The sequence below is a fragment of the Phaeovulum sp. W22_SRMD_FR3 genome (assembly GCF_052113705.1).
In the GTDB taxonomy this organism is placed as follows: domain Bacteria; phylum Pseudomonadota; class Alphaproteobacteria; order Rhodobacterales; family Rhodobacteraceae; genus JBGQOG01.
Genome location: NZ_JBGQOG010000006.1, coordinates 107,405 through 126,076, shown reverse-complemented (window position 1 = coordinate 126,076; position 18,672 = coordinate 107,405). Strand labels below are relative to the sequence as shown.

Below are 18,672 nucleotides of genomic sequence, written 5' to 3'. Positions count from 1 at the left end.
CCGTTTTTTTTCGCGGCCATTTTCCATCCGTTGGCCGGTGTGATGCGGCGGTCCGGCGCGCGGGGCCTGCTCAAAAATCCCGTTGCCAAGCGGGGGGCGATTTGCTACCCCGCCGCCCATGTTCACGCAACTGACCCTCAAACGCACGACTAAGACCACCGCTTCGGCGGGGGAATCGGTCCTGTGCGCGGGTCAGACCCAAGCGTAACACGGATCGAGCGCCCTGCCGGAGACGGACAGGGCCTTCTGGATCACCACGCCCGTCCTTCTCCCCCAATTTCCAACGGATGAGAATGACATGACCCAGTTTCAAGATATCCTCGCTTCTGCCGCGCACCGCGTGGCCAACCCCAACCCCGTGGTCGCCATTGTCGGCGCCACCGGCGCGGTCGGGGTCGAGCTGATGACCTGCCTTGCCGCCCGCAATTTTCCGCTGGGGCGACTGAAACTGCTGGCCTCGGCGCGGTCGGCGGGCAAGGTGATGGATTTCGCCGGTCAGCCGGTCGTGGTGGAAGAGCTGACCGAGGCGAGTTTCGAGGGTGTGGACATCGCGCTCTTCTCGGCCGGGGCGACGATTTCGCGCAAATTCGCGCCGGTGGCGGTGCGGGCGGGGGCCTTGGTGGTCGACAATTCCTCGGCCTTCCGCATGGCGTCGGATGTGCCGCTGGTGGTGCCCGAAGTGAATGCGGGCGCGATGCAGGCGCATCATGGGGTGATTGCCAACCCGAACTGCGTGGCGGCGATTGCGACGGTGGCGCTGGCACCCTTGCACCGCGCCCATGCGATCCGCCGTCTGAACATCGCCACCTATCAGGCGGCCTCGGGGGCGGGTGCAGCGGCGATGGAGGAGCTGCGGGTCTCCACCCAGGCTGCGATCAACGGCGAGGCTTTCGCGCCGAAAGTGCTGCCGCATCCCTATGCGTTCAACATCTTCAGCCATAATGCGGCGATTGATCCCGCCACCGGCTATAATGATGAAGAGCTGAAAGTGGTCGCCGAAACCCGCCGGATCATGGATCTGCCGGAGCTGCCGGTCAGCATCACCTGCATCCGGGTGCCGGTTTTGCGCGCCCATGCGATGGCCATTACCGTGGAATTCGCAGATGTGGTCAGCGAAGAGGAAGCGCGCGCGCTGCTGGCGGCGGCACCGGGGCTGCGGCTGGTCGATGACCGCGCGGCGAACCATTTCCCGATGCCCTGCGAGGCGAGCGGGCAGGATGATGTGCTGGTGGGCCGCATCCGCCGTGATCTGGGCGATCCCTCGGGGCGGTCGCTGGCGCTCTTCGTGGCGGGCGATCAACTCCTGAAAGGGGCCGCGCTGAACGCCGTGCAGATCGCCGAGACCCTGCTGGCGCCGGTGGCCTGAGCCGCGGCCCGCAGAAACAAAAACGCCCGCAGGGATTTCTGCGGGCGTTTTCAATCTGATATGCTGGTTTCTTACTGCGCGCGCTTGGCGATCAGGTTCACATCCACCCGCACGTTAAAGCCGACCGTGCCTTCATCGGGGTAATTCTCCCCCATGCCGACGGCGCGGCGGTCGATGCTGGTCGAGCCCTGCATGGTTGCCGTGTCGCCCTCAATCGTCAGGATGAAGGGCAGGGTCAGTGGGATCGTCGCGCCGCGCAAGGCCAGCGTGCCGGTCGCCTCCAGCCCTTCGCCACCCGTGGCCGAGGGGGCGATGTCGCCGGTGAACACCGCTTCGGGGAAATTGGTCGCGTCGAAGAAATCCGCCCCCAGCGCCTGCTGCGTCACCGAGCCCAGTGTCAGGCTGGTGACCGGGATGGTGACGGTGACCTGTCCGATCCGGCTCGTCTCATCATAGTCAATCGCGGCGGACCAATCGGCAAAGCTGCCGGTGACTTCCGAGCCCATTTGCAGCACGGCGATGCCGACGCTGCCCGAGACCACATTCCACATCTTGGCGTTTTCGGCGGGCAGGGTGCTGCTCATCAGGCTGGGGGTCTGCGTGGCCAGCGTCTCGGCGCGGGCGGTGCGGGGGCCGTGATCTTCGCTGGGCAAAAAGCCGGTGCCGATGACACCCGCCCAGACCACCAGCGCGATCAGCGGTGCCGCCACGGCGCCCGCGGCGCTGTGGCCATTGGTTTCGATCGGTCCGGCGGCGGTGCCGCGCAGCATCCGCGCCAGCGTGGCATCCTTGTCGATGATCACATGTTTCAGCGCGCCAAGCACATGCGCGGCCAGCGCCAGATAGAGCACCACCGCCGCCGTGTCATGCACATGGCCCGCCGCCTCGCTTAGTGCCGGGCTTTTGGGCACGAAAGGCAGGCCCTGACCGAAGGGCCAGGGGATCGGCGCAAAGCCGGTGGAGGCGGCATGCGTCACCCAGCCCGAGAGCGGCATCACCAGCATCGCGCCATAGAGCGCCCAATGCATGACTTCGGCGGCAAAGGTTTCCAGCCGCCGCTCGGGGTGCAGCGGCACCGGTTTGGGTTGCACAAAGGCCCAGAGGATGCGGATCAGCGCGGTGGCAAAGGCGGCCAGCCCCACCGATTTATGGATCTGGAACAACAGCGCCACCCGCGCCACTTCGCTGTCTGAGGCGCGCGGCAGCTCATCTATATAGAGTGCAAGGCCGATGGCGGTGAGGACCAACAGGGCCATCAGCCAATGCAGGCTGCGGGCGACACCGCCATAGCGGTAGGGCGTGTTCGACAGGGGCATGATTTCTCCGGACTTTGCGCGCGCAGCATAGACCGAGTTTGCGGCCGCGCCCATGCCCTTTCACGCACAGTTGTTGTGCCGGGGCGCATCCCGCGTTAGATCGGGGCCAGACCAAACGGGGGACCAAGATGAGCAAGGCATTCGTTTTTCCGGGGCAGGGCGCGCAGACCATCGGTATGGGGCATGCGCTGGCCGAGGCCTATCCCGCCGCGCGCGCGGTGTTTGAGGCGGTGGATGAGGCATTGGGCGAAAAGCTCTCGGCGCTGATCTGGGACGGCGCGATCGAGGATCTGACGCTGACCGCCAATGCGCAACCCGCGCTGATGGCCACCTCGATGGCCGCGATGGCGGCGCTGGAGGCCGAGGGGATCTCGGTGACCGATGCCGCCTTTGTGGCCGGGCATTCCTTGGGTGAATATTCCGCGCTTTGTGCGGCGGGGGCGCTGACGCTTGCCGATACGGCGCGACTGTTGCGCCTGCGCGGCCGGGCGATGCAATCGGCAGTGCCGGTGGGCGTGGGGGCGATGGCCGCCCTGCTGGGCCTTGATTTCGCCGCCGCCGCCGAGGTGGCTGCCGAGGCCGCGCAGGGCGAGGTCTGTCAGGCCGCCAATGACAATGACCCGGCGCAGGTCGTGGTCTCGGGCCATAAAGCGGCTGTCGAGCGGGCGCTGGACATCGCCAAGGCCAAGGGCGCCAAACGCGCGCTCCTGCTGCCGGTCTCGGCCCCGTTCCATTGCGCGCTGATGCAGCCCGCCGCGGAGGCGATGGCCGAGGCTTTGGCCGGGGTGGCGATTGCCACGCCGAAAGTGCCGGTGGTGGCCAATGTGCGTGCCGAGGCGGTGAGCGACCCCGAGCTGATCCGGGCGCTGTTGGTCGAGCAGGTGACCGGCTCGGTCCGCTGGCGCGAGTCGGTGATCTGGATGGCGGCGCAGGGCGTGACTGAATTCTGGGAGATCGGCGCGGGCAAGGCGCTGTCGGGCATGGTCAAGCGGATCGCCAAGGAGGCGGGCACCCGTGCGGTCGGCACGCCGGAGGACGTGATCGCCGCCAAGGGCTGATCGCGGGCGCAGAGTGTTGACGGGCGACGGCGTGGAGGGCAGCCTCTGCGCCGTTGGCATTTTCGGGCCAGGGGAGAGGGGCGGGATGAAAGTGATCGGGATTCTGGGCGGCATGTCGGCCGCCTCGACCGCACTCTATTACGCGGAGATCAACCGGCTGGTGGCTGAACGGCGGGGCGGCTTGCATTCGGCGGAGATTTTGCTGCGCTCGGTCGATTTCGCGCCGATTGCCGCGCTGCAGGCGGCGGGGGATTGGGCGGCGGCGGGCGCCATCCTCGCGCGGCACGCGGCGGCCTTGCAGGCGGGCGGGGCCGAGATGATCCTTCTGGCCACCAACACGATGCACAAACTCGCGCCCGAGATCGCGGCGGCGAGCGATCTGCCCTTTCTGCACATCGGCGATGCCACGGCGGCGGCGATCCGGGCGGCGGGATTGCAGCGCCCCGGCCTGATGGCCACCGCCTTCACGATGGAGCAGCGCTTTTACACCGACCGGCTGCGGGCGGCGGGGCTGGCGCCCGTGCTCCCGGGGGTGGGCGACCGCGCCGAGGTGCACCGGATCATCTATGAGGAGCTGTGCCGCAACCAGATCCGGCCCGAGAGCCGCAGGGCCTATGAAGCGGTGGCGGAACGGCTGGCGGCGGCGGGGGCGGATTGCCTGATCCTCGGCTGTACCGAGGTGGGAATGCTCTTGAACGCGCAGAACGTGCCGGTGCCGGTGTTTGACACGCTGGCGTTGCACTGCCGCGCGGCGGTGGATCTGGCGCTGGCCGCCTGAGCGGGAATCACGCGGTCAGGAAACTGCGGGGATTTCAGGCGGGAAGGCGGATTTTGGCCCGGCGGGCCGCCGCCGGCCGGGCTGACGTCACGTCAAAATTCTAGCCCTTTGCGCCCTCGCCTGTTATGGGGGCGCCAATTCAAGCAGTGAATGAGGCAGATATGTTTGATCTGAGTGGGAAATGCGCCCTGGTAACCGGCGCCTCGGGCGGGATCGGCGGCGACATCGCACGGGCGCTGCATCAGGCCGGTGCAACGGTGGCTTTGTCGGGCACGCGGGAGGCGCCGTTGCAGGCGCTGGCCGAAGAGCTGGGCAGCCGCGCGCATGTGGTCACCGCGGATCTGTCGGATGCGGCCTCGGTCGAGGGCCTGCCGAAGGCCGCCGCCGCGGCGATGGGATCGGTGGATATTCTGGTCAACAATGCCGGGATCACCCGCGACAATCTGTTCATGCGGATGTCGGATGAGGAATGGCAATCGGTGCTCGACGTCAATCTGACCTCGGGATTCCGGCTGATGCGCGGGGTTTTGCGCGGCATGATGAAGGCGCGCTGGGGGCGGATCATCTCGGTCACCTCGATCGTCGGCACCACCGGCAATCCGGGGCAGGGCAACTATGCCGCCGCCAAGGCCGGGCTGATCGGCATGTCGAAAAGCCTGGCGCAGGAAGTGGCCAGCCGCGGGATCACGGTGAATTGCGTGGCGCCGGGTTTCATCGCCACCCCGATGACCGACAAGCTGAATGACGAGCAAAAGACCCGGCTTCTGGCGGGGATTCCGGCGGGCCGCATGGGCGATCCGGCTGAAATTGCGGCAGCTGTCCTGTATTTGGCCAGCCCGGAGGCAGCCTATGTCACCGGGGCCACGTTGCACGTCAATGGCGGCATGAACATGGCCTGATCTGCGGTCTGCGCTGTTGCGAAAGCGGTTGCCTTACGGCAAGACTGTGCTAAGAGCAGCGCTGACGGCCGGGGGGTGTCCTACCTGCCGGCTGCCTTGCGTAAGCGGGGCGTGAGCCGCTCGACATGAGCAAGGATAGACAGGGCTGAAGCCCGAAATATTGAGGAAAAGACATGAGCGACATCGCTGATCGCGTGAAGAAGATCGTCGTTGAGCACCTGGGCGTGGAAGAAGACAAGGTCACCGAGACCGCGTCGTTCATCGACGATCTGGGCGCAGACAGCCTCGACACCGTCGAGCTGGTGATGGCTTTCGAAGAAGAATTCGGCATCGAAATCCCGGACGACGCTGCGGAAACCATCCAGACCTTCGGCGACGCGGTGAAATTCATCTCGGAAGCCGTCTGAGGTCGGACGCGGTCTCGCGCGGCATCTGCCGGGCATCGGGCCGCAGCCAATCCGGACTGGACGATATTTGTGAAATGGCGTGCCCTCCCGGGCGCGCCATTTTGCATTTTGGCCTCTGGCATTTCGGCCCTTGGTATTTCGGCCATTTTGCGTTGTGACCATTTTGCGTTGTGGTCAGGCGGTCACCGCTCCCAGGGGCGGGTGGTACCATTTGGGGGGCGGCGGGCGACCGGGCCCCCGCATGGCGCCGTTGTTGATCCCTCTCCCCTCGTGACGTTGAGCGTGCCGGGGAGGGAGCGGCATCGGGGTGTCGTGCCCGCGTGCAGATTCGCGGCCTTGGCGACGGAGCTGATGTCTGCGGCTAAGTTTGTACCGCATTCCGCGACAATCCGGCCCTGGGATGGGGTACTGGTTCCATTTTGCCGTCGGCTTCTGTCTTTTGATGGCTGCAATACAATTTTAGGTTGCATTACGCGCGGGTGATTATCATTTTGATAACCAGAAGCAGTTCTCACGTCACCCCTTGTTCGGCTGCCCCGTTCCGGTCCATTCCGTTCCCCCTGGGAGCGGGCTCTGTTCGGTTGTCCTGGTTGCAGCGTCCTGCAGTGAAAGAGGTACAATCGATGGTTACCCGGTCTCTGGACGATGTGTATGCGTATAGTGGTAGTCTGGTTTCTCTGAGCAATACCAAACTTCTCAGCAGCTTTTCGGGTCCGCAGTCGGGCGCATTGACGGTTGAGGATGCCGATCTCGGCAAGGATTGGGATCACGGCGAGGTGGCCGGCTATCAGGGCAGCAGCGCGACGCTGGTCGGGTCGGGCACCGCCACTGTCGGGGTGTCGGTGAGCATTCCCTTCTTGATCAATGTGACGGTGGATGCGGGCAGCCCGGTCGCGGTGAACGCCTTTCAGACGGCGGAGGATACCTATTTTCACTATCCCGCAGGTCAGCCCGCGTCGCTTCTGGACGGGTTGGTGAGTGATCTGCAGGCGGCGGTTCTGGCGGCGCTGCCCGTGGGGATTTCACTCTCGACGGTGCTCGGTCTGCTGGGGGTGCCGGATCTTGAGACCTATGTGCAGCAAAACGCCGTGTTGGTGTTCGACATCTCGGCGGGCGCGCCGATCCTGCTCTGTTTCGCGGCGGGCACGCTGATCGAGACGGCGCGGGGGCCGCGTGCGGTGGAAGAATTGCGGGTGGGGGATCTTGTGCAGACCCTTGACCACGGTCTGCAGCCGCTGTCCTGGGTGGGCGCGCGCCGCGTGCCCGCGCGGGGCGAGATGGCCCCCGTCCATTTCTCGCAGGGCGCGCTGGGCAACCGCCGCGGGCTGACCGTTTCACCGCAGCACCGGATGCTGATCCGTTCGCCGCGGGCGGAGCTGTTGTTTGGCGAGCATGAAGTGCTGGTCGCGGCCAAGCATCTGGTCAATGGCCAGACGATCTACCGGCGCGAAGGCGGCTTTGTGGATTATGTGCATCTGCTGTTCCGGCAGCACGAAATCGTGTTTTCCGAAGGGGTTCCGAGCGAAAGCTTCCACCCCGCAGAGCGGTCTTTGGCCAGTTTCGCCCCCGACACCCGGGCAGAGATCGCCAAGCTGTTTCCCGAACTGGCGCGGCTGGGCAAGCAGGGCATTCCCTCGGCACGCCCGACGCTGAAAGCCTATGAAGCGGCCCTGCTCGACGCCTGACGCCGCCCGCGGTACGCGGGTGCGCAAGGGCTGCGGCGCGCGGCGGGAAGCGGCGGAGCGGGGGCTGGCGGTCTAGGCCTTCAGCCCCGTCTCGCGCAGAATGCCGCGGCGTTTGGCCTCGTAATAATAGCCCCGCGCATACCACATCACGGCGCGGTCATGGCTGCCATCGGCGCACATCCAGGCGCCGCGCAGGTATTTCACCCCGTATTTCAGGTTGGTTTCCGCGTCGAGCAGGCTTTCGGGGCTGCCGCGGTGGCCCATGGTGCGCGCGGTCTGCGGCATGATCTGCATCAGACCGTAGTAGCCGCCATGCCGCGCGGCCGGGTTATACTGGCTTTCGCGCTGCACGACGCGGTGCACGAGGCTGCGCGGCACCTGATATTCATCGGCATATTTGTCGATCAGGAACCGCAGACGCGGCGTCTCATTCGGATAGAGATCCTTGGCTTCGCGGCCCGGTCGTTCCGGGCGTCCGCAGGCGGCAAGCGAGGCGATCATCAGCGCGAGCACGCTGCGGCGGGAAAACGGGGTCATGCGGGTCTCCGGGGCAGGGTCGCGGGGGGCTGGCGCGGGATGTTTTGCGCGGGTGGGGCGGGATCAATCACGGAAAGTCGCGCGGTTGTAACCGCTTGTGCGCCCGGCGTGAAGCCTGTGCGCGCGGGCTCGGCGGTGCGGCGCCGGGGGCAGCGGGGAAGCGGCGGCATCGGGGCGGCGGATGGCCGGTGACGATCGGGAACCCATGCCGGGCTGCGGCGTTGGGATGGCGAAACGGAGGCGTCCTCCTTTGACGCCTCGTCCCAGAAATCAGGAGTGAACCATGCCGATCAAGGGCCTTGAAGATAATGCCATCAAAACCTCGGTTGAGACGCTGAACGCCTGTCTCTCGGATGTCATCGTGCTGCGGTTGGCGCTGAAGCAGGCGCATTGGAACATGAAGGGCAAGAGCTTTATCGGCATCCATGAGCTGTTTGACACCGTGGCCGCGCGGGTGGCGGAAACCGAGGATACCATGGCCGAGCGCATTCAGGTGCTGGACGGGCAGGCGGTGGGCACCGCCGAGGCCATCGTGAAGTCGTCGCGTCTGGCACCCTATCCGACCGACCTGGTGGATGAGATGAAACATGTGAAAGAGATCTCGATCCGCTTTGCCGATGTGGGTGCGTCGCTGCGCGAGGCGATCGACACGGTCTCGGAGTCGGGCGATGAGGGCACGGCGGATCTGTTCACCGCCGCCAGCCGCCAGTTCGACAAGGATCTGTGGTTCATCGAAAGCCATTTGGGCAAGTGATCCGCTGATCCGGCGTGTGACCCGGCGCTTGGCGTCGGAAATACTTCCCCCGAAAGCGGGGGAGACGGGAAGGGGCCTTTGAGGGCCCCTTTTCCTGTGCCGGGTGGCGGCGGGCCGTTTGGGGGCCTTTGCGGCGGGATCGGCATGTCGTTTTCAGGCAGCGGGGTGGCGGGAACGCGCCCGCTGTCACAAAGACTGAACCGGATAGTCTTGCTTTGGTTGCTAAGCCCCGGACAAGACTGTATCACGACTGGGCTAGAAAATTACCGGAGGGGCGTATGCGTCGCGTCGTTGTCACAGGTCTTGGGATGGTCACACCGCTGGCATGCGGGGTCGAGGAAACCTGGTCGCGGCTTATCGCCGGCGAGTCCGGTGCCGGGCCGATCACCCGTTTTGATACCACGAATGTGGTGACGCAATATGCCTGCGAGATTCCGCTGGGCGACGGCAGCAACGGCACGTTCAATGCCGATGACTGGATGGAGCCGAAGGACCGCCGCAAGGTGGATGACTTTATCCTCTATGGTATGGCGGCGGCGGTGCAGGCGGTGCGCGATGCGGGCTGGGAGCCAACGAGCGACCATGACCGCGAGCGCACGGGCGTGATGCTCGGCTCGGGCATCGGTGGCTTGTCGACGATTGCCGAGACGGCGGTGCTGATCAAGGAAAAGGGGCCGAAACGGGTTTCGCCCTTCTTTATCCCCGGCGCGCTGATCAACCTGATCTCGGGTCAGGTCTCGATCCGCTTTGGCTTCAAGGGGCCGAACCATGCGGTGGTGACCGCCTGTTCGACCGGCGCGCATGCGATTGGCGATGCGGCGCGGCTGATCCAATGGGGCGATGCGGATGTGATGATCGCGGGCGGGGCGGAAAGCCCGATCTCGGAAATCGGGATCGCCGGGTTCAACGCCTGCAAGGCGCTCTCGACCAAGCGGGCCGATGATCCGAAAGCCGCGAGCCGGCCCTATGACGCCGACCGCGATGGTTTCGTGATGGGCGAGGGCGCGGGCGTCGTGGTGCTGGAAGAATATGAGCATGCGAAAGCGCGCGGCGCCAAGATCTATGCCGAAGTGCTGGGCTATGGCCTCTCGGGCGATGCCTATCACATTACCGCCCCGGCGGAGGATGGCGATGGCGGCTTCCGCGCGATGAAGGCGGCGCTGGCACGGGCGGGGCTGGAGCCTTCGGCGGTGGATTACATCAACGCCCATGGCACCTCGACCATGGCCGATACGATTGAATTGGGCGCGGTGGAGCGGTTGTTGGGCGATGCGGCGGCGAAGGCCACCATGTCCTCGACCAAATCCTCGATCGGGCACCTTCTGGGGGCGGCGGGCGCGGTGGAGGCAATTTTCTGCGTGCTGGCGATCCGTGATCAGATTGCGCCGCCGACGATCAACCTCGACACTCCGGCGGTGACGCCGAAACTGGATCTGGCGGCGAACAAGGCGGTGAAACGCAAGATTGATGTTGCTTTGTCCAACAGCTTTGGCTTTGGCGGCACCAATGCCAGCCTGGTCCTGGGCCGGGTGACGGACTGATGTGGCGGCATATCGTCTCGAATTTCCTGACCATTCTCATTGTGTTGCTGCTGGCTTTGGGCGGGCTGACCGCCTGGGCCAAAAAGCAATACACCTCGCCGGGGCCGCTGACCGAAGCGGTCTGCATCAAGGTTGCGCCGGGGTCGAGTTTCGTGCGGCTGTCGGATGATCTGGTGGCGAAGGGTGCGGTCTCTTCGGGCTATATCTTCCGGGCAGGCGCGGATTACGCGGGCAAATCGGGGCAGCTGAAGTTTGGCTCGTATCTGGTGCCGGCGGCGGCGCCGATGACGGCGATTGTCGATCAGGTGACGGCGGGTGGCCCTTCGACCTGCGGGACGGAAGTCAACTTCCGCATCGGGGTGAATGCGACCGATGTGATCCTGCGCGAGCTGGATGCGGCCTCGGGGCGCTATGTCGAGAAGGTGAAGTTCGATCCGGCGACGGAGGCGGCACCGCAGGCGTATCTGGATGAGGCGCAGAAGTCCGATGTGCGGCTGCGGGTGACCCTGGCCGAGGGCGCCACGAGCTGGCAGGTGGTGGAGGCGCTGAAGCGTGCCGAATTCCTGACCGGGGATGTGAAAGAGGTTCCGGCCGAGGGGCATCTGGCGCCCGACAGCTATGAGGTGAGCCGCGGCTACGACCGGGCGAAACTTCTGGGCGAGATGCAGGCGCGGCAGGACCGGATTCTGGCCGATCTCTGGGCGGCGCGGGCCGATGGCCTGCCCTATTCGACGCCGGATGAGGCGCTGGTCATGGCCTCGATCGTCGAGAAAGAGACCGGGGTGGCGGAAGAGCGGCCGCAGGTGGCGAGCGTGTTCATCAACCGGCTGGCGCAGGGGATGAAGCTGCAAACGGACCCGACGGTGATCTATGGCGTGACCGGCGGCAAGGGTGTGCTGGGCCGCGGCCTGCGGCAGAGCGAGCTGCGCAAGGCGACGCCCTATAACACCTATGTGGTGGAAGGGCTGCCGCCGGGGCCGATTGCCAATCCCGGTCGCGCGAGCATCGAGGCGGCGTTGAACCCGGCGCAGACGGACTATCTCTACTTTGTGGCGGATGGCACCGGCGGGCATGCTTTTGCAACGACGCTGTCAGATCACAACGACAACGTGGCCCGCTGGCGTAAGCTGGAGGCCGAGCAGGGCCAGACGCCCGCCGGGAACTGACGCCCCCTGCAAGCATTTGAAATCCCTGTCAGAAATGGCGGGGATTTTTCATTTGTGAAGGCGGCGTACGCTGGGTGCGCGCAACCTGAGGGTGAATTGGCTTGACTTTGCGCACGGTCTGAAGTATCACTTGTGACATGCTAGAAGAGGTGGGCAAGCGGCACGGGGAAACCCGGGGCCGCTTTTTCGTTTCGCTCGTGCAGTGCATGAGAGGCGGGTACAGCAACAGATGAGCATGAATTTCTCCGCGGGAAGCGGGCCTCCGAAGGATCTGCTTTCGGAGACCGAGGAACTGTATCGAGGAATTGCGGAGGATCTGTTCGCGGCGATGACGAAGGTCAAGCGCGGCGAATGGGCCGAGGCGAAGGGGGCCGCGCAAGCGGTCAAGGACCTTCGGACCGCATTCGTCATGGTGATGGAAGAGAGGACCAGAGTTGAAAAACTCCGCAAACAGCATGCCGGAGAGGTCGGCGGCGGCGCGCTCGACCTTGAGCTTGCGCGAGATGAGATCGGGCGCCGCCTGGCTTGCCTGCGCGACGCCGGAGGCGGTGGATGAGTTTCTGGGCGGGCTGAGCGACAATGCGCTGCTGGCGCTGCCCTGGATCTTCGAGTTCTGGGCGCTGCCGCATCAGCTGCCGCCGGAGGGGGCGTGGAAAAGCTGGGTGATCCTTGGCGGGCGCGGGGCGGGCAAGACGCGGGCGGGGGCCGAATGGGTGCGCGCGCAGGTCGAGGGGGCAACGCCGGAGGCGCCGGGGCGGGCGCATCGGCTGGCGCTGGTGGGCGAGACCATCGATCAGGTGCGCGAGGTGATGATTTTTGGCGAGAGCGGGATTCTGGCCTGCTCGCCCCCCGACCGGCGCCCGGATTGGGAGGCGGGGCGCAAGCGGCTGATCTGGCCGAATGGCGCCACGGCGCAGGTGTTCTCGGCGCATGAGCCGGAAAGCCTGCGGGGGCCGCAGTTTGACGCGGCCTGGGCAGATGAGCTGGCGAAATGGAAGCGGGCGGAGGAGGCCTGGGACATGCTGCAATTCGCGCTGCGGCTGGGGCCGCATCCGCAGCAGGTGGTCACCACCACGCCGCGCAATGTGGGGGTGCTGAAGGCGATCCTCAACAACCCCTCGACCGTGCTGACCCATGCGCCGACCGAGGCGAACCGCGCCTATCTGGCCGCCTCGTTCCTCGAGGAAGTGCGCAGCCGCTATGCGGGGACGCGGATCGGGCGGCAGGAGCTGGACGGGGTTCTGCTGGAGGAGGCCGAGGGGGCGCTCTGGTCCACAGCGGGGATTGAGGCGGCGCGGGTGGCGGTGGCCCCGGATCTCGACCGGATCGTGGTGGCGGTGGATCCGGCGGTCTCGGCGGGAAAGGCCTCGGATGAATGCGGGATCATCGTGGTGGGCGCGGTGACGCGCGGCGATCCGGCGAACTGGCGGGCCTATGTGCTGGAGGATGCGACGGTGCAGGGGGCGAGCCCCAGCGACTGGGCGCGCGCCGCACTCGCCGCGATGCAGCGGCACGGGGCCGAGCGGCTGGTGGCCGAGGTCAATCAGGGCGGCGATCTGGTTGAAGCAGTGCTGCGGCAGATCGATCCGCTGGTGCCCTTCACCGCGCTGCGGGCGGGGCGGGGCAAGGGCCTGCGGGCCGAGCCAGTTGCGGCGCTGTATGAGCAGGGCCGGGTGCGGCATCTGCGCGGGCTTGGCCGGTTGGAGGATCAGATGTGCGCGATGACCGTGCAGGGGTTCACCGGCAAGGGCAGCCCGGACCGGCTGGATGCTCTGGTCTGGGCGCTGCATGCGCTGATGCTGGAACCCGCAGGGCGCTTTGGACATCCGCAGATGCGCAGCCTCTGAGCGCGCGGGGGGCTGCCTGCCCCCGTCGCCTGCGGCGACTCCCCCGGGGATATTTGGGCCGAAGCAAATGCCGGCTTTGGTCTTGCTTCGTCGAAAATATCCCGCGGGGGGTTCGGGGGGCGCGAAGCCCCCCGGTTGGAACGGTATTCATCGGGGAGACGGCGGGATGGTGTTGGGATTCTTTCGGAAATCCGGGCAGGGCACGGGCGTGGCGGAGCGCAAAGCTTCTGCCACCGGGCGGGTGGCGGGTTGGGCGGCGGGGTCGGGGCGCGGCGTGGCTTGGAGCCCACGCGATACGGCCAGTCTGACCCGGATCGGCTTTACCGGCAATCCGGTGGGGTTTCGCTGTGTGAAACTGATTGCTGAGGCGGCGGCGGCGCTGCCGGTGCTGTGTCAGGATGCCGAGCGGCGCTATGAGCTGCATCCGGTGTTGGAGTTGCTCAAGCGGCCGAATGCCGGTCAGGGGCGGGCGGAGCTGTTTGAGGCTCTGTATGGCCAGCTGTTGCTCTCGGGGGATGGCTATCTGGAGGCGGTGGCGCCGGAGGTGGGGCTGCCGGGGGAGCTGCATGTGCTGCGCTCGGACCGGATGCAGGTGGTGCCGGGGGCGGATGGCTGGCCGGTGGCCTATGATTATGTCGTCGGCGCGCGCAAACATCGCTTTGACATGAGCGGCGCGCCGGATCCGATCTGCCATATCAAGGCGTTCCATCCGCAGGATGACCATTACGGGCTGTCGCCGATGCAGGCGGCGGCGGTGGCGATTGATGTGCATAATTCGGCCAGCGCCTGGTCGAAGGCCTTGCTCGACAATGCCGCGCGGCCCTCGGGGGCGATTGTCTATCGCGGGGCGGATGGGCAGGGCGTGTTGGCGCCCGATCAATATGAGCGGCTGGTGAGCGAGATGGAGCTGCATCATCAGGGCGCGCGCAATGCCGGGCGGCCGATGCTGCTGGAAGGCGGGCTGGACTGGAAGCCGATGGGATTCTCGCCCTCGGATATGGAGTTCCACCAGACCAAGGATGCGGCGGCGCGCGAGATTGCTTTGGCCTTTGGGGTGCCGCCGATGCTTCTGGGGATTCCGGGCGATGCCACTTATGCCAATTATCAGGAGGCGCATCGGGCGTTTTACCGGCTGACCGTGCTGCCACTGGTCAGCCGGGTGACGGCGGGGATCGGCTGGTGGCTCTCGGGCTTTTTGGGGGCGCAGGTCGAGTTGCGGCCGGATCTGGACCAGATCCCGGCGCTGTCTGCCGAGCGCGATCAGCAGTGGAGCCGGGTGGGGGCGGCAAGTTTCCTGACCGATGCCGAGAAGCGCGCCGCGCTTGGCCTGCCGCCGCGGGCGGAGGAGTGAGCGGTGACGGCGGGCGGCTCGCGCTATCTCAAGGAGCCGTTTGATCCGCATGACCAGCGGCTGGAGACGGTGGAGCGGATCATGTCCCTTCAGTTCACCCAGGTGGAGCGGCGGTTGGAACGGATTGAGGCGATGATCGAAGGGCTGGAGCGGCGGCTGTGGATGACCGTCTATGGCGTGGTGGCGGTGATCCTGACCCAGGCGGTGCAAGGGGTTCTGGACTATGTGCCAAAATAGGAAATCCGACATGGTGACAAATGATTACGGGCTGGAGCTGAAGTTCTGCCGCGCGGAGCCTTTGGCGGTGAGCGAGGGGGCGGTGCTGGCGGGATATGCGAGCCTGTTCGGCCTCGCCGATCAGGGCGGCGATGTGGTGCAGCCCGGCGCCTATGCCGCGAGCCTCGCGCGGTTGGCGGCGCGGGGGGGCCGCGTCAAGATGCTTTGGCAGCATGATCCGGCGGAGCCGATCGGGGTCTGGGATGAGATCCGCGAGGATGCGCGCGGGCTCTTCGTCAAGGGGCGGCTCTTGCCGGAGGTGGCGCGGGCGCGCGAGGCGATGGCGCTGATCGCGGCGGGGGCGATTGACGGGCTGTCGATTGGCTACCGGACGATTGCGGCGGAGCGCGACGCCAAGGGGCGGCGGCTCTTGTCGGAGGTGGAGCTTTGGGAAGTGTCGCTGGTGACCTTTCCGATGTTGCGCGAGGCGCGGGTGGCGGCGAAGGCCGAGGCCCATGTCGCGCGTGAATGGGCGGCGCGGATCCGGGCCGCGACGGAGGCGCTGGCCGCGCGCTGAAGCGGTTTTCCTCAAAGAGATGGAGGGGTGACGATGACCGAGACCAAGTCCCGGAAGGGCGGAGCTGTGCCCGGCCCTATGCCCGGTGCGGCGCTGCCGCAGGCGGGGGGAGACATGACAGCGGGAGACATGGCGGAGGTGAGTGCCGCGATGGGGGATTTCCTTAACGAAGTCAAAAGCTTTCAGGGCGAAGTGAAGATGCGTTTGCAACAACAGGAAGAGCGACTGACCATGCTGGACCGCAAGTCGATGATCACCGGGCGTCCCGCCCTTTCTGCCGCCGTTGAACCCGGCGTGCCGCATCAAAAGGCCTTTGGCGCCTATCTGCGCTCGGGCGATGATGACGGGCTGCGCGGCCTTGTGCTGGAGGGTAAGGCGCTCAACAGCCAGGTGGCGGCGGAGGGCGGCTATCTGGTCGATCCGCAGACCTCGGAGACGATCCGCGGCGTGCTGCGCTCGACCGCCTCGATCCGGCAGATTGCCAGTGTGGTCTCGGTGGAATCCACCAGTTTCGACGTGCTGGTCGACAAGACCGATATCGGTTCGGGCTGGGCCTCGGAGACGGCGACGTTGACCGAGACCGCGACGCCGCAGATCGACCGGATCAGCATTCCTCTGCATGAGCTGTCGGCGATGCCGAAGGCCAGCCAGCGGTTGCTGGACGACAGCGCCTTTGACATCGAGGGCTGGTTGGCGGCGCGGATTGCCGACAAATTCGCCCGGGCGGAGGCGGCGGCCTTTGTCAGCGGTGACGGGGTGGATAAGCCGACAGGGTTCCTGACCCATACCAAGGTGGCCAATGCGGGCTGGGCCTGGGGCAATCTGGGCTATATCGCCACCGGCAATGCCGGGGATTTCGCCACCACCAATGCCAGCGATGCGATTGTCGATCTGGTCTATGCTCTGGGGGCGGAATACCGGGCCAATGCCAGCTTCGTGATGAACTCCAAAACCGCGGGGGCCGTGCGCAAGATGAAGGATGCCGATGGCCGGTTCCTGTGGTCCGACGGTCTGGCGGCGGGGGAACCGGCGCGGCTGATGGGCTATCCGGTGCTGATTGCCGAGGATATGCCCGACATTGGCGCCAATGCCTATGCGCTGGCCTTTGGCGATTTCCGCGCGGGCTATACGATTGCCGAGCGGCCGGATCTGCGGGTGCTGCGCGATCCGTTCTCGGCCAAGCCGCATGTGCTGTTCTATGCCTCCAAGCGGGTTGGCGGTGATGTCAGCGATTATGCGGCGATCAAGCTGCTGAAATTCGCGGTTTCCTGACACGCGTGGCGGGGGGCGGTGCGGCCGCCCCCGGTCTGACGGCGGAATGTGGGCCAGGCGGAGAAGTCAGATGATGCTGAGTGAAGAAACGGCGGTGCCCGAGGCGGCACTGCCCTTGGATGAATTGCGCGCGCATCTGCGGCTGGGCACCGGTTTTGCCGATCTGCAGGCGGCGGATGCGGTGCTGATCGCCTTTCTGCGGGCGGCGATGGCGGCGGTGGAGGGGCGCACCACGAAGGCGTTGCTCGCACGGGACTATCGGCTGGAGCTGACCTCCTGGCGCGGCGATGGCGATCAGCCTTTGCCGGTCGCGCCGGTTTCGGCGGTGAGCGAGGTTTTGCTCCGCGATGCGGCGGGGGCGGAGGTGGTGGTGCCCGCGTCGGCCTATCGGCTGGTGCCGGATTTGGGACGGCCGCGGCTGGAGGCGCTGTCGGGGGCCATGCCGGTGATCGGTCAGGGCGGCGCGGCGGTGGTGCGCTTTACGGCGGGGTTTGGCCCGGATTGGGCGGAAGTGCCGGTGGATCTGGCGCAGGCGGTGCTGATGCTGGCGGCGCAGTTTTATGAGACGCGGCATGAGGGGGTGGCGGCCAGCGCGGGCAGCCTGCCCTTTGGCGTGCTGGCGCTGATTGAACGCTGGCGCACGGTGCGGGTGCTCGGGGGGCGGGGCGCATGAAGGCGCCGGTGTTGGACCGGCTTCTGGTGCTGGAGGCGGCCGAGCGGGTGGCCGATGGCGCGGGGGGCTTTACGCTCGGCTGGGTGGCGCTGGGCGGGCTTTGGGCCGAGGTGCGGGCGGGGACGGGCCGCGAGCGGGCGGGAGAGTTCGTGACCCTCGCCGAGGTGCCTTACCGCATCACGGTGCGGGCGGCGCCGGTGGGATCGGACCGCCGCCCGCGCCCCGATCAGCGATTCCGCGAGGGCGCGCGGCTGTTTCGCATTCTGGCGGTGGCGGAGGCGGATGCGCAGGGGCTTTATCTGACCTGCTTTGCCCGCGAGGAGGTGGTGGCATGAGCTATGGTGTGGCCTCGGCCCTGCAGGGTGCGATCTATCAGCGGCTGCGGGCAAGCTCGGCGCTGGAGGCGCTGGTGGGTGATGCGATCTATGACGCGGTGCCGCCGGGGACGGTGACCGGCACCTATGTCAGCATCGGGCCGGAGGATGTGCGCGATGCCTCGGATGCGACGGGCGGCGGGGCGCAGCATGATTTCACCGTCTCGGTCATCACCGATGCCGCCGGGTTTCAGGCGGCCAAGGAGGTGGCGGCCACGGTCTCGGATGCGCTGGTGGATGCGACGCTGATCCTCGCACGCGGGCGGCTGGTGGGGTTGTGGTTCCTGCGGGCGCGGGCGCGGCGGGTGGAAACCGGCGAGACGCGGCGGATCGACCTGACTTTTCGGGCGCGGGTCGAAGACTGAATTTTCCCTTTTGCAACATCGGGCCGGATGCCGGGGCATCTGGCCGGGCTGAACTTTCACAAAATCGGAGTGGGCGATGGCGGCGCAGAATGGCAAGGATCTGTTGATCAAGCTGGACCTGACGGGGGCCGGGCAGTTTGAAACCGTGGCAGGGCTGCGCGCCTCACGCCTGAGTTTCAACGCGGAAACAGTGGATGTGACGAGCCTGGAGAGCCAGGGCGGCTGGCGGGAATTGCTGGCGGGGGCGGGGGTGAAATCGGCGGCAATCTCCGGCTCGGGTGTGTTCAAGGATGCCGATACCGATGAGCGGGCGCGGCAGATCTTCTTTGACGGCGAGATGCCGGATTTTCAGGTGATCATCCCGGATTTCGGCATTGTCGAGGGGCCGTTCATGATCACCGGCATCGATTATGCGGGCAGCCATAACGGCGAGGCGACCTATGAGGTCTCGATGGCTTCGGCGGGGGCGCTGACCTTTACGGCGGTGTGA

The 18,672-nt window shown here is 66.3% G+C and carries 21 protein-coding genes; 19 read left to right on the top strand and 2 right to left on the bottom strand.

What is annotated here, in order from left to right:
* Positions 1-298: 298 nt before the first annotated feature.
* The gene (locus tag ACEN2S_RS10195; protein ID WP_441865818.1) at positions 299-1,366 is read left to right on the top strand and encodes an aspartate-semialdehyde dehydrogenase; all 1,068 of its coding nucleotides are present in this window, start codon (positions 299-301) and stop codon (positions 1,364-1,366) included.
* Positions 1,367-1,437: 71 nt separating this feature from the next.
* Here the strand turns inward: ACEN2S_RS10195 and ACEN2S_RS10190 are convergent, their stop codons facing one another.
* A complete protein-coding gene (locus tag ACEN2S_RS10190; RefSeq protein ID WP_441865815.1) occupies positions 1,438-2,682 on the bottom strand; it encodes a cytochrome b/b6 domain-containing protein in 1,245 nt (414 codons plus the stop codon).
* Positions 2,683-2,810: 128 nt separating this feature from the next.
* Between ACEN2S_RS10190 and fabD the strand changes: the two genes are divergently transcribed.
* The 5 genes from fabD to ACEN2S_RS10165 all read left to right on the top strand — a co-directional run bounded on the left by fabD (position 2,811) and on the right by ACEN2S_RS10165 (position 7,509).
* Complete coding sequence (gene fabD / locus ACEN2S_RS10185) at positions 2,811-3,740, top strand: ACP S-malonyltransferase (protein WP_441865812.1); 930 nt, start codon at positions 2,811-2,813, stop codon at positions 3,738-3,740.
* An 85-nt stretch (positions 3,741-3,825) separates the two neighbouring features.
* Positions 3,826-4,518, top strand: coding sequence for an aspartate/glutamate racemase family protein (locus ACEN2S_RS10180; RefSeq protein ID WP_441865809.1), 693 nt, complete (start codon positions 3,826-3,828; stop codon positions 4,516-4,518).
* Between the two features lie 161 nt (positions 4,519-4,679).
* Entirely contained in the window at positions 4,680-5,417 is a 738-nt protein-coding gene (gene fabG / locus ACEN2S_RS10175) for a 3-oxoacyl-ACP reductase FabG (RefSeq protein ID WP_441865806.1), read from the top strand.
* 173 nt (positions 5,418-5,590) lie between these two features.
* Positions 5,591-5,824, top strand: coding sequence for an acyl carrier protein (locus ACEN2S_RS10170; RefSeq protein WP_068765186.1), 234 nt, complete (start codon positions 5,591-5,593; stop codon positions 5,822-5,824).
* Positions 5,825-6,447: 623 nt separating this feature from the next.
* Complete coding sequence (locus ACEN2S_RS10165) at positions 6,448-7,509, top strand: Hint domain-containing protein (RefSeq protein ID WP_441865803.1); 1,062 nt, start codon at positions 6,448-6,450, stop codon at positions 7,507-7,509.
* Positions 7,510-7,581: 72 nt separating this feature from the next.
* Here ACEN2S_RS10165 and ACEN2S_RS10160 read toward each other — a convergent pair whose 3' ends face one another.
* A complete protein-coding gene (locus tag ACEN2S_RS10160) occupies positions 7,582-8,046 on the bottom strand; it encodes a transglycosylase SLT domain-containing protein (RefSeq protein WP_441865800.1) in 465 nt (154 codons plus the stop codon).
* A 283-nt stretch (positions 8,047-8,329) separates the two neighbouring features.
* Between ACEN2S_RS10160 and dps the strand changes: the two genes are divergently transcribed.
* The 13 genes from dps to ACEN2S_RS10095 all read left to right on the top strand — a co-directional run bounded on the left by dps (position 8,330) and on the right by ACEN2S_RS10095 (position 18,672).
* Positions 8,330-8,800 (top strand): DNA starvation/stationary phase protection protein Dps, encoded by a 471-nt coding sequence (gene dps / locus ACEN2S_RS10155; protein WP_441865798.1) that lies wholly within the window; start codon positions 8,330-8,332, stop codon positions 8,798-8,800.
* Between the two features lie 278 nt (positions 8,801-9,078).
* Positions 9,079-10,341 (top strand): beta-ketoacyl-ACP synthase II, encoded by a 1,263-nt coding sequence (gene fabF / locus ACEN2S_RS10150; protein ID WP_441865796.1) that lies wholly within the window; start codon positions 9,079-9,081, stop codon positions 10,339-10,341.
* A complete protein-coding gene (gene mltG / locus ACEN2S_RS10145) occupies positions 10,341-11,507 on the top strand; it encodes an endolytic transglycosylase MltG (RefSeq protein WP_441865793.1) in 1,167 nt (388 codons plus the stop codon). The genes fabF and mltG overlap by 1 nt, the downstream gene beginning before the upstream one ends.
* A gap of 229 nt (positions 11,508-11,736) precedes the next feature.
* Positions 11,737-12,063: a hypothetical protein gene (locus ACEN2S_RS10140; RefSeq protein ID WP_441865790.1), complete on the top strand. Its 327-nt coding sequence runs from the start codon at positions 11,737-11,739 to the stop codon at positions 12,061-12,063.
* Complete coding sequence (locus ACEN2S_RS10135; RefSeq protein ID WP_441865788.1) at positions 12,011-13,354, top strand: DNA-packaging protein; 1,344 nt, start codon at positions 12,011-12,013, stop codon at positions 13,352-13,354. Before ACEN2S_RS10140 ends, ACEN2S_RS10135 begins: the two co-directional genes overlap by 53 nt.
* A 166-nt stretch (positions 13,355-13,520) precedes the next feature.
* Positions 13,521-14,705: a phage portal protein gene (locus ACEN2S_RS10130; protein ID WP_441865785.1), complete on the top strand. Its 1,185-nt coding sequence runs from the start codon at positions 13,521-13,523 to the stop codon at positions 14,703-14,705.
* A gap of 3 nt (positions 14,706-14,708) precedes the next feature.
* A complete protein-coding gene (locus ACEN2S_RS10125) occupies positions 14,709-14,942 on the top strand; it encodes a GTA head formation protein, RCAP_rcc01685 family (protein ID WP_441865782.1) in 234 nt (77 codons plus the stop codon).
* Between the two features lie 10 nt (positions 14,943-14,952).
* Entirely contained in the window at positions 14,953-15,498 is a 546-nt protein-coding gene (locus ACEN2S_RS10120; protein WP_441865779.1) for an HK97 family phage prohead protease, read from the top strand.
* 78 nt (positions 15,499-15,576) lie between these two features.
* Positions 15,577-16,770 (top strand): phage major capsid protein, encoded by a 1,194-nt coding sequence (locus ACEN2S_RS10115; RefSeq protein ID WP_441866147.1) that lies wholly within the window; start codon positions 15,577-15,579, stop codon positions 16,768-16,770.
* A gap of 70 nt (positions 16,771-16,840) precedes the next feature.
* Positions 16,841-17,443 (top strand): head-tail connector protein, encoded by a 603-nt coding sequence (locus ACEN2S_RS10110; RefSeq protein WP_441865776.1) that lies wholly within the window; start codon positions 16,841-16,843, stop codon positions 17,441-17,443.
* Complete coding sequence (locus ACEN2S_RS10105; RefSeq protein WP_441865773.1) at positions 17,440-17,778, top strand: head-tail adaptor protein; 339 nt, start codon at positions 17,440-17,442, stop codon at positions 17,776-17,778. Before ACEN2S_RS10110 ends, ACEN2S_RS10105 begins: the two co-directional genes overlap by 4 nt.
* A complete protein-coding gene (locus ACEN2S_RS10100) occupies positions 17,775-18,182 on the top strand; it encodes a DUF3168 domain-containing protein (RefSeq protein ID WP_441865771.1) in 408 nt (135 codons plus the stop codon). Before ACEN2S_RS10105 ends, ACEN2S_RS10100 begins: the two co-directional genes overlap by 4 nt.
* A 76-nt stretch (positions 18,183-18,258) precedes the next feature.
* Positions 18,259-18,672, top strand: coding sequence for a phage major tail protein, TP901-1 family (locus ACEN2S_RS10095; protein WP_441865768.1), 414 nt, complete (start codon positions 18,259-18,261; stop codon positions 18,670-18,672).

Excerpts from the sequence above, each read along its gene's own strand:
- ACEN2S_RS10195 (WP_441865818.1), top strand. The coding sequence starts at position 299 with ATGACCCAGTTTCAAGATATCCTCGCTTCTGCCGCGCACCGCGTGGCC.
- fabG (WP_441865806.1), top strand. The coding sequence starts at position 4,680 with ATGTTTGATCTGAGTGGGAAATGCGCCCTGGTAACCGGCGCCTCGGGC.
- ACEN2S_RS10190 (WP_441865815.1), bottom strand. The coding sequence starts at position 2,682 with ATGCCCCTGTCGAACACGCCCTACCGCTATGGCGGTGTCGCCCGCAGC.
- ACEN2S_RS10140 (WP_441865790.1), top strand. The coding sequence starts at position 11,737 with ATGAGCATGAATTTCTCCGCGGGAAGCGGGCCTCCGAAGGATCTGCTT.
- ACEN2S_RS10180 (WP_441865809.1), top strand. The coding sequence starts at position 3,826 with ATGAAAGTGATCGGGATTCTGGGCGGCATGTCGGCCGCCTCGACCGCA.
- ACEN2S_RS10120 (WP_441865779.1), top strand. The coding sequence starts at position 14,953 with ATGGTGACAAATGATTACGGGCTGGAGCTGAAGTTCTGCCGCGCGGAG.
- ACEN2S_RS10130 (WP_441865785.1), top strand. The coding sequence starts at position 13,521 with ATGGTGTTGGGATTCTTTCGGAAATCCGGGCAGGGCACGGGCGTGGCG.
- ACEN2S_RS10160 (WP_441865800.1), bottom strand. The coding sequence starts at position 8,046 with ATGACCCCGTTTTCCCGCCGCAGCGTGCTCGCGCTGATGATCGCCTCG.
- ACEN2S_RS10115 (WP_441866147.1), top strand. The coding sequence starts at position 15,577 with ATGCCCGGTGCGGCGCTGCCGCAGGCGGGGGGAGACATGACAGCGGGA.
- fabF (WP_441865796.1), top strand. The coding sequence starts at position 9,079 with ATGCGTCGCGTCGTTGTCACAGGTCTTGGGATGGTCACACCGCTGGCA.
- ACEN2S_RS10095 (WP_441865768.1), top strand. The coding sequence starts at position 18,259 with ATGGCGGCGCAGAATGGCAAGGATCTGTTGATCAAGCTGGACCTGACG.
- dps (WP_441865798.1), top strand. The coding sequence starts at position 8,330 with ATGCCGATCAAGGGCCTTGAAGATAATGCCATCAAAACCTCGGTTGAG.
- ACEN2S_RS10165 (WP_441865803.1), top strand. The coding sequence starts at position 6,448 with ATGGTTACCCGGTCTCTGGACGATGTGTATGCGTATAGTGGTAGTCTG.
- ACEN2S_RS10110 (WP_441865776.1), top strand. The coding sequence starts at position 16,841 with ATGATGCTGAGTGAAGAAACGGCGGTGCCCGAGGCGGCACTGCCCTTG.
- ACEN2S_RS10170 (WP_068765186.1), top strand. The coding sequence starts at position 5,591 with ATGAGCGACATCGCTGATCGCGTGAAGAAGATCGTCGTTGAGCACCTG.
- ACEN2S_RS10135 (WP_441865788.1), top strand. The coding sequence starts at position 12,011 with ATGAGATCGGGCGCCGCCTGGCTTGCCTGCGCGACGCCGGAGGCGGTG.
- mltG (WP_441865793.1), top strand. The coding sequence starts at position 10,341 with ATGTGGCGGCATATCGTCTCGAATTTCCTGACCATTCTCATTGTGTTG.
- ACEN2S_RS10100 (WP_441865771.1), top strand. The coding sequence starts at position 17,775 with ATGAGCTATGGTGTGGCCTCGGCCCTGCAGGGTGCGATCTATCAGCGG.
- ACEN2S_RS10105 (WP_441865773.1), top strand. The coding sequence starts at position 17,440 with ATGAAGGCGCCGGTGTTGGACCGGCTTCTGGTGCTGGAGGCGGCCGAG.
- fabD (WP_441865812.1), top strand. The coding sequence starts at position 2,811 with ATGAGCAAGGCATTCGTTTTTCCGGGGCAGGGCGCGCAGACCATCGGT.